This is a genomic window from Bacillus sp. RHFS10, from assembly GCF_016757475.1.
GTDB classification, from domain to species: Bacteria; Bacillota; Bacilli; order Bacillales; family Bacillaceae; genus Bacillus; species Bacillus subtilis_G.
Window position 1 is genome coordinate 314,325 of the sequence record NZ_JAESPO010000002.1, and the last position, 12,735, is coordinate 327,059.

The 12,735-nt window shown below is 43.5% G+C and carries 11 protein-coding genes; 8 read left to right on the forward strand and 3 right to left on the reverse strand.

Annotated elements, in window-relative coordinates; all coding sequences use genetic code 11:
- Positions 1-25 precede the first annotated feature (25 nt).
- Entirely contained in the window at positions 26-271 is a 246-nt protein-coding gene (locus JMN17_RS08245; RefSeq protein WP_003222176.1) for a GlsB/YeaQ/YmgE family stress response membrane protein, read from the reverse strand.
- Between the two features lie 513 nt (positions 272-784).
- Here JMN17_RS08245 and qoxA point away from each other — a divergent pair.
- From qoxA to qoxD, 4 genes are read left to right on the forward strand one after another with little or no spacing between them, the layout of a single operon-like run.
- Complete coding sequence (gene qoxA / locus JMN17_RS08250; RefSeq protein ID WP_087993273.1) at positions 785-1,750, forward strand: cytochrome aa3 quinol oxidase subunit II; 966 nt, start codon at positions 785-787, stop codon at positions 1,748-1,750.
- A 27-nt stretch (positions 1,751-1,777) separates the two neighbouring features.
- Positions 1,778-3,727 (forward strand): cytochrome aa3 quinol oxidase subunit I, encoded by a 1,950-nt coding sequence (qoxB, locus tag JMN17_RS08255; protein ID WP_087993192.1) that lies wholly within the window; start codon positions 1,778-1,780, stop codon positions 3,725-3,727.
- A gap of 13 nt (positions 3,728-3,740) precedes the next feature.
- Positions 3,741-4,355: a cytochrome aa3 quinol oxidase subunit III gene (gene qoxC / locus JMN17_RS08260; protein ID WP_087993191.1), complete on the forward strand. Its 615-nt coding sequence runs from the start codon at positions 3,741-3,743 to the stop codon at positions 4,353-4,355.
- Between the two features lies 1 nt (position 4,356).
- Positions 4,357-4,731, forward strand: coding sequence for a cytochrome aa3 quinol oxidase subunit IV (qoxD, locus tag JMN17_RS08265; RefSeq protein WP_202327883.1), 375 nt, complete (start codon positions 4,357-4,359; stop codon positions 4,729-4,731).
- A gap of 40 nt (positions 4,732-4,771) precedes the next feature.
- On the opposite strand, the gene ywcE is transcribed toward qoxD, so the two are convergent.
- Positions 4,772-5,038, reverse strand: a complete 267-nt coding sequence (gene ywcE / locus JMN17_RS08270) for a spore morphogenesis/germination protein YwcE (RefSeq protein ID WP_081638379.1) — start codon at positions 5,036-5,038, stop codon at positions 4,772-4,774.
- Positions 5,039-5,346: 308 nt separating this feature from the next.
- Between ywcE and JMN17_RS08275 the strand changes: the two genes are divergently transcribed.
- The 4 genes from JMN17_RS08275 to JMN17_RS08290 all read left to right on the forward strand — a co-directional run bounded on the left by JMN17_RS08275 (position 5,347) and on the right by JMN17_RS08290 (position 9,809).
- Positions 5,347-6,408, forward strand: a complete 1,062-nt coding sequence (locus JMN17_RS08275) for a GNAT family N-acetyltransferase (RefSeq protein ID WP_242519873.1) — start codon at positions 5,347-5,349, stop codon at positions 6,406-6,408.
- Positions 6,409-6,618: 210 nt separating this feature from the next.
- Positions 6,619-7,803, forward strand: a complete 1,185-nt coding sequence (locus JMN17_RS08280) for an FtsW/RodA/SpoVE family cell cycle protein (protein ID WP_202327884.1) — start codon at positions 6,619-6,621, stop codon at positions 7,801-7,803.
- 106 nt (positions 7,804-7,909) lie between these two features.
- The gene (gene nfsA, locus JMN17_RS08285; RefSeq protein ID WP_202327885.1) at positions 7,910-8,659 is read left to right on the forward strand and encodes an oxygen-insensitive NADPH nitroreductase; all 750 of its coding nucleotides are present in this window, start codon (positions 7,910-7,912) and stop codon (positions 8,657-8,659) included.
- A gap of 145 nt (positions 8,660-8,804) precedes the next feature.
- A complete protein-coding gene (locus JMN17_RS08290) occupies positions 8,805-9,809 on the forward strand; it encodes an LLM class flavin-dependent oxidoreductase (RefSeq protein WP_087992802.1) in 1,005 nt (334 codons plus the stop codon).
- A 33-nt stretch (positions 9,810-9,842) separates the two neighbouring features.
- On the opposite strand, the gene vpr is transcribed toward JMN17_RS08290, so the two are convergent.
- Entirely contained in the window at positions 9,843-12,263 is a 2,421-nt protein-coding gene (vpr, locus tag JMN17_RS08295) for a serine protease Vpr (RefSeq protein ID WP_202327886.1), read from the reverse strand.
- Positions 12,264-12,735 lie beyond the last annotated feature (472 nt).

The following is a 12,735-nucleotide window of genomic DNA, read 5'->3' on the forward strand; positions in this document are numbered from 1 at the left end:
ACTGACGCTTCGGGCGCTGTCACTCTTATCCTCTTTTTCTCGCTAACAGGCTTACTAGAAATACGACAATGGCTGCGCCGATCACTGCCGGAATAATGGCAAATCCGGCTAGGTTCGGTCCCCATGTTCCGAGCAGCCCGTGTCCGATCCACGCGCCGATAAGACCCGCTATCATAGACCCGATAATTCCCCCGGGCATATCTCCTTTCACAAACAGACTGCCAAGCCATCCGATAATAATAGCGACGATAAGTGAAATAATAAAACTCATCATGCAACACATCCTATTTTGTATTTATTTGCTTATAACATTCCTCTATTGCGTGTAAGCTAAACAAATGGATGTTCTCTTAAAAAATGGGAACAGTTTAGAGCATATTGCCGCTTTATTAAGCCTTTTCATTCAAAATTTGATGCGTTAAAATGGTAATCGTGTGAAAAGATGCTAGACAAGGAAAAATTAATTCCTAACTAGAAAGTTTAACAAAATGAAATTTTTGATTGACCTAAGTTTTTTATTGTGGTAAACCTTTATTTGTCAGAATTAGTTTTTCATCATCTTTCTTTACTTATATGCGGAAATAACTAGAAACTTTTCATCTTAAGCGATAGATGTGAATAAAGTTGGAGCAATTTTTGTCGATTTTATGACATTTAAGCGAAAATGGGATGAAGTTTAGAAAAAAATAAAGCTAATAAGTGAACTTTTTGATAGCATAACAAAGTAGAGAAAAGATTTTGAGGAAGTATGCACTTCAGATTTATTACATCAATAGGAAGGATGGTGATCTTCTTGTTCAGAGCATTAAAACCGTTGCTTGTATTAGCGCTGTTAACTGTGGTTTTCGTCCTTGGGGGATGCAGCAATGCTTCAGTACTAGATCCGAAAGGGCCTGTAGCTGAACAGCAAAGTGATTTGATCCTGTTATCTATCGGATTTATGCTGTTTATCGTCGGGGTCGTCTTTGTTCTATTTACCATTATTTTAGTAAAATACCGCGACCGTAAAGGCAAAGATAATGGATCTTATAACCCAGAAATTCACGGTAACACGTTCTTAGAAGTAGTCTGGACAGTGATCCCAATTTTAATCGTCATTGCACTTTCTGTGCCAACCGTACAGACGATATATTCGTTAGAAAAAGCTCCTGAAGCAACAAAGGATAAAGAGCCTCTTGTTGTTTATGCTACTTCGGTAGACTGGAAATGGGTATTCAGCTACCCTGAACAGGATATTGAAACGGTCAACTACTTAAACATTCCTGTAGACCGCCCGATCTTGTTCAAAATTTCATCTGCAGATTCAATGGCTTCGCTATGGATTCCTCAGCTTGGAGGACAAAAATACGCGATGGCAGGAATGCTGATGGACCAATACTTACAGGCTGATGAAGTGGGAACTTACGAAGGACGCAACGCGAACTTCACAGGTGAACATTTTGCAGACCAAGAGTTTGATGTGAATGCAGTCACAGAAAAAGACTTTAACAGCTGGGTGAAAAAGTCTCAGAACGAGGCGCCTAAGCTGACAAAAGAGAAGTATGATCAATTGATGCTTCCTGAAAATGTGGATGAATTAACGTTCTCATCTACTCACTTAAAATACGTTGATCACGGACAGGACGCAGAATACGCGATGGAAGCGCGCAAACGCCTTGGCTACCAAGCCGTTTCACCGCACTCTAAAACAGATCCGTTTGAAAACGTAAAAGAAAATGAATTTAAGAAGTCTGATGATACAGAAGAATGATATTGATCAGGAAAGGAGGAAGCCCGCATGAAATTCAAATGGGACGAATTTTTCGTAACTGGTGACCCATTAATTCTGGGCGCACAAGTTTCCATTGCGCTTTCAACCATTGCCATTATTTTTGTACTGACTTACTTCAAAAAGTGGAAATGGCTGTGGTCTGAATGGATAACTACTGTTGACCATAAAAAACTCGGAATCATGTATATTATAGCTGCTGTAATTATGCTATTCCGCGGCGGTGTCGACGGCCTGATGATGCGTGCCCAGCTAGCGCTTCCGAATAACAGTTTTTTAGACTCAAACCACTATAATGAAATTTTTACAACTCACGGTACAATCATGATCATCTTCATGGCGATGCCGTTCCTAATCGGTCTTATCAACGTTGTTGTACCTCTTCAAATCGGTGCTCGCGACGTTGCGTTTCCTTACTTGAACAACCTGAGCTTCTGGACGTTCTTCGTAGGGGCGATGCTTTTCAACATTTCTTTCGTGATCGGAGGTTCTCCGAACGCAGGCTGGACCAGTTATATGCCGCTTGCAAGTAACGAAATGAGCCCTGGACCGGGTGAAAACTACTACCTCCTCGGACTTCAGATTGCCGGTATCGGTACCCTGATGACAGGGATCAACTTTATGGTCACGATCTTAAAAATGAGAACAAAAGGCATGACATTGATGCGTATGCCAATGTTCACATGGACAACACTGATCACAATGGTTATTATCGTGTTTGCGTTCCCTGTGCTTACAGTAGCTTTAGCACTTTTATCATTTGATCGTTTGTTCGGCGCTCACTTTTTCACATTGGAAGCAGGCGGTATGCCGATGCTTTGGGCTAACTTGTTCTGGATTTGGGGACATCCTGAAGTATATATCGTTATTCTTCCGGCGTTCGGTATTTTCTCTGAGATTATCTCAAGCTTTGCAAGAAAACAATTGTTTGGTTACACAGCGATGGTCGGATCTATTATCGCCATCTCCGTATTGAGTTTCCTAGTTTGGACTCACCACTTCTTCACAATGGGGAACAGTGCGTCCGTTAACTCATTCTTCTCAATTACGACAATGGCCATATCAATCCCGACCGGGGTTAAAATCTTCAACTGGCTCTTTACCATGTATAAAGGCCGAATCAGCTTTACAACGCCTATGCTGTGGGCGCTTGCGTTCATTCCTAACTTCGTAATCGGCGGGGTTACAGGGGTTATGCTTGCGATGGCAGCAGCGGATTATCAATACCATAATACGTACTTCCTTGTATCTCACTTCCACTATGTGCTGATCGCGGGTACTGTATTTGCTTGTTTCGCCGGATTTATTTTCTGGTATCCAAAAATGTTCGGCCACAAGCTGAACGAAAGAATCGGAAAATGGTTCTTCTGGATCTTTATGATCGGTTTCAATGTGTGTTTCTTCCCGCAATATTTCTTGGGGCTTCAAGGCATGCCTCGCCGTATTTACACATACGGACCGAATGACGGTTGGACAGCATTGAACTTTGTCTCAACTGTCGGAGCTTTCATGATGGGTGTAGGATTCTTAATCCTTTGCTATAACATCTACTACAGCTTCCGCTACTCTACTCGTGAAATCAGCGGAGATTCATGGGGTGTGGGACGTACGCTTGATTGGGCGACTTCTTCTGCGATTCCGCCGCATTACAACTTTGCGGTGCTTCCTGAAGTCAAATCTAAAGATGCGTTCCATCAGATGAAAGAAGAAAAAACGGAGTTATACCCTGAAAGCAAATTCAAGAAAATCCATATGCCAAGCAACTCAGGCAGACCATTCTTTATGTCTGTTGCCTTCGGTATTGCCGGCTTTGGACTTGTCTTTGAATGGTACTGGATGGGCGTAGTCGGATTGATCGGGGTCCTGCTCTGCATGGTTCTGCGTTCATTCGAATACGACAACGGCTACTACATTAGTGTTGATGAAATAAAAGAGACGGAAAGAAAGATTTCCGAATAAGGAGGCGTGAGTTATGGAACATGCAGAACACGGCAATTCTAACGCGCCTATGGAATATCAATCTGAAACCGGCAGACTTAATATTCTCGGGTTTTGGATCTTTTTAGGGGCAGAAATTGTGTTGTTCTCAACACTATTTGCAACCTTCTTCGTTCTTCAAAACAGAACAGCAGGAGGTGTCTTACCGGACGAACTGTTTGAAGTCAATCTGGTAATGATTATGACGTTCTTGCTGCTTATCAGCAGCTTTACCTGCGGGATCGCTGTTCATGAAATGCGCCGCGGAAGTTTAAAAGGCGTCGTCATTTGGACAATTATCACTCTTCTTCTCGGTGCCGGCTTTGTCGGTTTTGAGATTACCGAGTTTGTCCACTATGTACATGAAGGAGCATCTCTCGGTACAAGTGCGTTCTGGTCTGGATTCTTTGTTTTACTTGGAACTCACGGAACTCACGTAACAATCGGTATTTTCTGGATCACAGGAATTCTGATTCAGTTGAAGAAACGCGGCCTAACTCCGCAAACTTCATCTAAAATCTTTATCTCAAGCTTATACTGGCACTTCTTAGATGTTGTATGGATTTTCATCTTTACGGGTGTCTATCTCATGGGATTGGGGGGTCTGTAAAATGGCAAACAAATCTGCTGAACACAGTCACTTTCCATGGAAACACATCGTAGGTTTTGCACTGTCTATCGTTTTGACCCTGCTGGCTCTATGGGTTGCAGTGTATACTGACCTGAGCTCATCAGCAAAACTTTGGATCATTTTCGGCTTTGCCTTCATCCAAGCGGCGCTGCAGCTTCTCATGTTCATGCACATGACAGAGAGCGAAAACGGCACCATCCAAGTCGGAAACACGCTATTCGGATTCTTTGGCGCGATCGTTATCGTACTTGGATCCATCTGGATTTTCGCGGCTCACTATCACCATGGTGACCATATGGACGGAAATCCTCCTGGAGGCACTGAACACTCAGAGCATTCAAGCCACCACGAATAAGCAAAAACCCTCTTCGTCAGAAGAGGGTTTTTTTGCTGTTTCAGCTGCTGCTTCGCTTTCTGCGAAGATACGGAAGACCGTAAATGATAAATGCGGCGATATGAGCGACAATGACATTGACGGCAAACAAGATAATCATGAGAGTGTGTCCTAATGGAGAAAGGCTTTCAGTTGCGTAAAAGAAGAAGAATACCCACATTAAGATGATTGGCGGAATAGCTGAGAGTGCGACTTTTTTGTTATCAAGCCAAATAAAAAGAGGAGTTGCGCTGGCAACCAATAAATAAGCAAAAAACATGTCCATCATACCCGTCTCCTTTCATTTTGTGATAACGTTTACAAAAATGAAATAGAGGAACTGATTTGTGTCTGTTTTGTGGTCGTTTTTTGAACATTTTGTTACAATTATTATACCATGTTTTCCAGAAATTGATACATGTTTTTGCGGAAATGGTCTGGACCTATTGTCTTATTTTTTAGTGTTATAAGCTAGGAGAATGTACGGGACTTTCTTTTTAAGGAGGATGTTGATGTACCAAGTAATAAAGCTTGAAAGAGGAGACTGGCGGGAAGTGATCTATATGTCTGAATACGCTTTTCAGAAAGAACTCAGTGATGAGGAACGAGAAGAGAAAAGTAAAGGCTTTAGAGAACCATTACGTCATTGGAATCAAAGAACAAGAGAAATTACTTTCCAAGCTTCACATCATTCCCTTTTCTGTCATGCTGGAGGAGCAGGAGATGAAGATGGGCGGTATTGCCGGAGTGGCAACCTGGCCTGAATACAGAAGAAAAGGAACAGTAAAGGAGCTGATTCTAAACGCTTTAACGGTCATGAAGAAAGAAAACCAAAAAATCAGCTTTTTACATCCGTTCCTCATTTCCTTCTACCGCAAATTTGGGTGGGAGCTCTGTTTCTACCAAAAACGTCTGACGTATCTTAAAGAACAGTTGCAAAAGCTAGACCATGTTTCAGGATATGTAAGAAGGCTTCAAAAGGATGAAACAGATACAATGAATGCCATCTATAATCAGTACAGAACAAAGCATAACGGGCTGATGAAGCGTTCAAAGGAGCATTGGGCAGAGAAGGTCTCTGGATTGAAAGCTATTTATATCTCTGAAGATGGGAAGCCTTGTGGATATCTTGTGTATGACATCAAGAATAATAGGATGCGAGTTGAGGAATTTGTGTATTTGAACAGGGAGGCACAGAGAGGCTTGTGGAATTTTATTTGCCAGCATGACTCGATGGTAAATGAAGTAGAACTGACTGTAAGGATGGAGGAAGATCTTGATTTTTTAACTGCCGAACCCCGTGTCAAACAGGAGGTATATCCTTATAGTATGGCACGCATAGTAGACGTTGAGGGTTTTTTGCGGGAATATCCAAAACCTCGCATGACAGCACCCTTTGTCTTTAAGGTAACGGATCAATGGGCTCCATGGAATCAACAGACTTTCCGCGTCGATTCGGGGCAAGTACAGGTCACTTCGGAAGAGGTGTCTGACCATCTAATAGAATGCGATATAGCTTCTTTAACCGCTTTCTTCCTTGGCGCCAGAAGTGCCCGTTTTCTTTATGAAACAGGTATGATAAAAGGACCGGTATCGGAAATCAAACGACTTGATGATGTTTTTCAGTTAAAACCTCCATTTCTTATGGATTTCTTTTAACCCCTATTTATATGGGGTTTTTTTATTTGAAAAGTTTAATATCAATCGAAACATTTCGGTTTATGATACGTCATATTTCGTGTAGCTGAAAAAGCGACGTGTATGCGCGCAAAAAACATAAATGGAAGCGAGCTTCACGTGTCATCTTGAACGTGGTTCATGTATAATAAACATTAGTGATTTTCCGATGAAAATGTAAGGCGGGATAGAATGAGTCGATATAAGAAACAGCAAAACCCCTTTTACCAAGGGGATTTGATTTTTATATTTGGTGTGTTTTTTATTATAAGTGTAATTGCGATTTATGCTGCCGGCCAGTTTGGGCAGTATGGGGACGATGCTTGGAAGAAACAAATTGTCTATTATATATTAGGTGCTATCGCTGTATTTGTATTGCTTTATTTCGATCTTGAGCAGTTAGAAAAACTTAGTTTGTATGTATTCTTATTCGGGATTCTGCTCTTATTGATATTAAGAGTGAGCCCTGAGTCAATTGCGCCTGAAAAAAACGGTGCGAAAAGTTGGTTTAAATTTGGTTCTGTTACGCTGCAGCCGTCAGAGTTTATGAAGATTGGTCTCATGATGGTGGTAGCCTCGGTAATTTCTAAGGCAAATCCTAAAAAAATCCGATCACTTACAGATGATGTTTATTTGTTATTAAAGATAGCGGGTGTTTCTGTAGTGCCAATCGGGCTTATTCTTCTCCAGGATGCCGGTACTGCAGGGGTTTGCATGTTTATTGTGATGGTCATGGTCTTTATGTCTGGTATAAACTGGAAGTTGATTGCGATTGTTGGCGGTGCAGGTATTCTATTCATTACTCTTATATTATTAGTCATGATTAATTTCCCTGATGTCGCCAAATCAGTGGGGATTCAAGAGTATCAAATTAAGAGGGTTACCTCTTGGGTATCTGATTCAAATGGAACAACTCAAGAAGATGCAAATAGCGGCTGGCAGGTTGACCAGGCAGTTATGGCAATTGGTTCGGGCGGCATCATCGGAAATGGCGTTCATAATCTAAAGGTGTATGTACCAGAGGGACAGACCGATTTTATTTTTGCTATTTTAGGTGAGAGTTTCGGGTTTTTAGGCTGTGCTATTGTCGTCATCATGTTTTTCTTCTTGATCTACAGACTTGTCGTTCTCATTGATAAGATACATCCTTATAGCCGCTTCGCTTCTTTCTTTTGCGTGGGATATACGGCGTTGATTGTCATTCATACATTCCAGAATATCGGTATGAACATCGGCATTATGCCTGTTACCGGGATTCCGCTGCTGTTTGTCAGTTACGGGGGAAGCTCGACGCTTGCCACGCTAATCTGCTTCGGCATTGTTTATAATGCGAGTGTACAGCTGACGAAATACAGAAGTTATCTGTTTAATTCTTAATATGCAGACAGCCTTGGCAGAGGCTGTCTTTTTTGTTGCAGAGCATTTTGCTTTTGAGTTCTCTTTTTTTCGGATATGATAAAAAATAGATAAGGAGGTTCTTGTGATGAATAACACAATCGAAACCATTTTGAATCATCGGTCGATCCGGTCTTTTACTGATCAGCTTTTGACAGCTGAAGAAATTGATATATTAGTGAAAAGTGCGCAGGCTGCGTCTACGTCCAGCTATGTGCAGGCGTATTCCATTATCGGTGTTTCCGATCCTGAGAAGAAACGCGAGCTGTCTGTGCTTGCAGGACCACAGCCTTACGTTGAGAAGAACGGGCACTTTTTTGTATTTTGCGCGGACTTGTATCGCCATCAAAAACTGGCTGAGGAAAAAGGCGAAAATATTTCTGAGCTGCTGGAAAATACGGAACTGTTTATGGTTAGTTTAATTGATGCTGCGCTTGCAGCTCAAAACATGAGCATTGCCGCAGAATCAATGGGACTAGGCATTTGTTATATCGGCGGCATTCGGAATGATCTGGACAAGGTGGCAGAGGTGTTGCAAACCCCAGATCACGTGCTTCCGCTCTTTGGCCTAGCAGTAGGGCATCCTGCAAACCCATCAGGCAAAAAGCCGAGATTGCCGAAGCAGGCTGTCTATCATGAAAATACCTATGACCTAAATGAAGAAAATTTTCGCCAAAACCTGAAGGAGTATGATCAAACGATTTCTGATTATTATAAGGAAAGAACAAAAGGCCAGCGTGTGGAGACGTGGTCTGACCAAATTCTTCAGTTTATGAAGCAAAAGCCGCGTACGTACTTAAATGAATATGTAAAAGAAAAAGGCTTTAATAAAAAATAATGCCGCAGCCTCTCTGTTGTTGACGGAGAGGCTTTTATGTTTCACGTGTAACATAATGCGACAAATATAGACACGCTCAACCAAAAAAATGAAACAGTGTGAGAAGGCTTTAGGTTCAGTGATACACTAGGATGAGGTGATAAGGATGATGACATTAAGCATTTTAGATCAATCTCCTGTTTCGGAAGGAAGTTCTGCTGAAACGGCGTTGAAGCAAACCGTCGAGCTTGCGCAGGCTGCGGAGGATCTTGGATATAAGCGATTCTGGGTATCTGAGCATCACTTTTCAAAGCGGTTGGCAGGGTCCAGCCCTGAGGTGCTGATCAGTCATATAGCGGCGAAAACGAAGCGAATCCGTGTTGGCTCAGGCGGAGTCATGCTACCGCATTACAGCGCTTATAAAGTAGCTGAGAATTTCCGTGTGCTGGAGGGGCTGACACCGGGAAGAATTGATCTCGGGCTTGGCAGAGCACCGGGGGGAATGCCGATTGCGTCATGGGCGCTGAATGACGGCGGGAAGCGCAATGCTGATCAGTATCCGCAGCAAATCAAGGAGCTGGCTATGTATTTGCATGATTTGGCGGATGGCAAACACCGTTTTCCGAATCTGACGGCAGCGCCGCATATTTCCACCGCGCCGGATGTGTGGCTGCTCGGCTCATCCGGAGAAAGCGCGCTGCTTGCCGCTGAGACAGGCGCTGGCTATATGTTTGCCCACTTTATCAATGGAGAGGGCGGAGAAGATACGGTCAGACAGTATAAGAGACGATTCAAGCCGTCTGTTTTAGGAGACATGCCTCGTGCGGCAGTCGCTGTTTTTGTTCTTTGTGCTGACACAGAGGAGAAGGCAGAGGAGCTTGCGGCAGTGCTTGATTTCACGCTTTTGGCGGGGGAGCAGGGCATCCCTTTAGAAGGAGTTCCTTCGTATAAAGCTGTCCGGGAAAATACGTATTCTCCGTATGAACAGAGACGAGTTGCTGATAATCGAAATCGAATGATTGTCGGCACGAAAGAACAGGTGAAGGCGCAGCTGTTGGCTTTAAGTAAAGCGTATGGCACGGAGGAAATCATGGCGGTAACCATAACGCATCATTTTGAAGATAAGCTTGATTCTTACCGCTTGTTACAGGAAGCATTTGCGAATGAATAAGAAGAAGCCCCGCCGATTCGGCAGGGCTTCTTCTTATTCCAAGGTAAAAGGTTCTTCAGTCAGAACCTGGCTTGATTTGCCTTTGTTCGCGGCATAGGCGAGCAGGTAATATTCTCCGGCCGGAAGCTTGGTTCCGCCATTGATCGTGCCGTCCCAGTCAAAGTACCGATAGCCCTTATCTTGATTTTTATAGATGCCGGCTTGGCCTGCAAAATCAAGGTTGCTGTCATAGACGAGGAACGCCAGCTCTTCTGCTCCCGCAGGAAGATAGGTTTCAATTTGATAGGTGCCTTGTACAGATCCTTCGCTGACGGAGACAGATGTTACTCTCGGATAATCCGGCTCTTTGACGATCAGCAATGTAGGCACCTTAGCGACGGTTTTTCCGCCTTCTCTGACGATGACCGTTCCTTCATAGGTGCCGGCTTTTGTTTTCTTTGTATTGACCTTTACTTTTGCAGTAGCTTTTCCGGTTTTATGGGCCGGAATCACAACGCGGCTAGTGCCGGATGTGGAAATGCCGCTGCCGTTAAATGAGTATTCCAGCGTGTATGACTTTCTGATGGAAGATTGATTCTCAATTGTAAAGGTTTCTTTTTTCGTCTCGTTTTTGTTTTCCTTTAAGAATGTGCCGTATGAATAGCTTCCCGGTGAAACAATGGAGTCGGCTTTGATTGCATTCATGATTCTTGCGCTGCCTGCGCCTTGGGCGTTATGCGGGTACACTTCTCCGTCGCCGTCCTTTAAGGTGACAGCGGTATTCATGATGGCGGCTTTAATCTGTTCAACGCTCCATTTCGGTTTTGCTTGTTTGATAACGGCAACCGCTCCGGCAATATGAGGCGATGCCATGCTCGTTCCTTGTTTTGATCCGTAACCGTATGGGTTGTTAGGATCGTGTGTCGGGATGGTGCTGACGATATTGACGCCTGGTGCGGAAATATCAGGCTTAATCATCCATGTATCCATAACAGGGCCGCGGGATGAGAAATCAGCGACTTGTTCACCGAGCGCTTTTGAGACCGTCAACTTGAATGTTGCTTTTGTCTCGCCTGCTTTCATGGCGCTGATGAGTTTTTCACCGTCTTCTAATGAAAGTTTGATTGTTGGCACAGACATGCCAGGTACATTGGCTTCAATTTCACCAGATAGGTTGTTATATACAACCATGCCGATGGCGCCGGCTTTTTTGGCGTTGTCTGCTTTATCCACAAAAGCGATGCTGCCCCTTTTGACAACGGCGACTTTGCCTGTCAGATCTTTTCCTTCAAAGTCCTTTGCTTCGCCGATTCCGGCTTCGACAAGTTCAACTTCTTTGTTATTGAGCGCTTTAACGTCATTCTCTTTGTCATAGCCCATCACTTTTGCTGAAGAGTAGGAGCCGAATGTGACGGCGTATTCATTGAGCGGCAGCTGAGTCGCACCGACAGAAATCGCTTCTCTTGATGTGCCCGGTGATCCGACTGTCCAGCTGTTCGGTCCGCTGTTGCCGTTTGACGTAACCGCGACAACGCCTTCTGACATGGCCCAGTCAAGCGCTGTGCTTGTCGCCCAGTCCGGATTGTTTAAAGAGTTTCCGAGAGACAGGTTCATCACATCTGCTCCGTCCTGTACTGCACGTTCCACGCCGGCGATGACGTTTTCTGTTGTGCCGCTTCCGCCAGGGCCTAACACGCGATAAGCAAGAAGTGTGGCATCAGGCGCAACCCCTTTAATCGTTCCGTTTGCGGCAACAGTTCCGGCTACATGTGTTCCGTGGTCAGTAGATCCGCCCCTTGGGTCGCCCGTAGGTGTTTCTTTTGGATCGTAATCATTGTCTACAAAATCGTATCCTTTATATTGTCCGAAGTTTTTCTTCAAGTCAGGATGGTTGTATTCAACCCCGGTATCAATAATCGCCACCTTGACGCCTTTTCCTGTGTAGCCTAAATCCCATGCGTCGTTTGCTCCGATATACGGCGCGCTGTCATCCATTTGCGGAGATACGGCGTCCTCGGAGATCGTGACGTCTTTATCCTTTATATTGTCTGTTTTATACGTGACGTTTGGGTATACGGCTTTTACGTCTTTTACCGCGAGAAGTTTTGGAATTTCATTAGCTGGGAGTTTTATAGAAAAGCCTGAGAATACCTGCTCATATTCCCGGTTTACTTTTCCGTTTTTCACCGCTTTGATGGCCTTGTTTTTTGCTTTGGTGCGAGCGGTTTTCAGCTTGCTTTTCGTTTGGCTTTCACCTGCTTCCTTCGCCTCTGCCAAGGATTTTTCTTTTAACTCCACAATTACGGTTGTTTTTTTGCTAGTTGTCATGTCGATGTCACCGAATATCTCGGCTTTTTCCAGATCAGCCGACGTTTTTGAAGAAGCCGGAGCTGCCTGTATGCCTGTCATACCTGTGGATAACGTGAAAAATAAAATGAAACTTAGAAGCAGAAAGCGAATAATCCCATTTTTCAATGTGTTTCCCCCTTTGTGTTTTAGAAAAAATGTTAAAGACCTAGTATATATTTCTTGAAAATTCAAAAAAATCCTTGTGTCAAATGAACCATTTATTGAAATTCTATTGTGTATAAGGGAGGAGTTATACACAGAACCCTGTGCATAAGTGAATAAACCTGTGTATATATGTAGTTGGGAATATATGTTCCTATACAAAATATTGAGAGGGATTGTGGACATGTGGATATCTCTTGTGACTAAGTTGTTCTTAACTTTGGGATAACTTGTGTATAAAGTTTTTGAAGCGGTTCTCCAATTTTCATTTCATTTCTTTCAGCTTTCAACAAAACTTCTAAAAACTAGTTGGTTTTTTCACTCATATTGTGACAAAGAATTCTCTATTCGCGGTCTATCATAGAGTCATGAGTTTTGCTAGAGCCGCTAGTTTGCGAGAAAAGAAATCGGCCGTCTTTTCCCGCGGGCTGCGGCT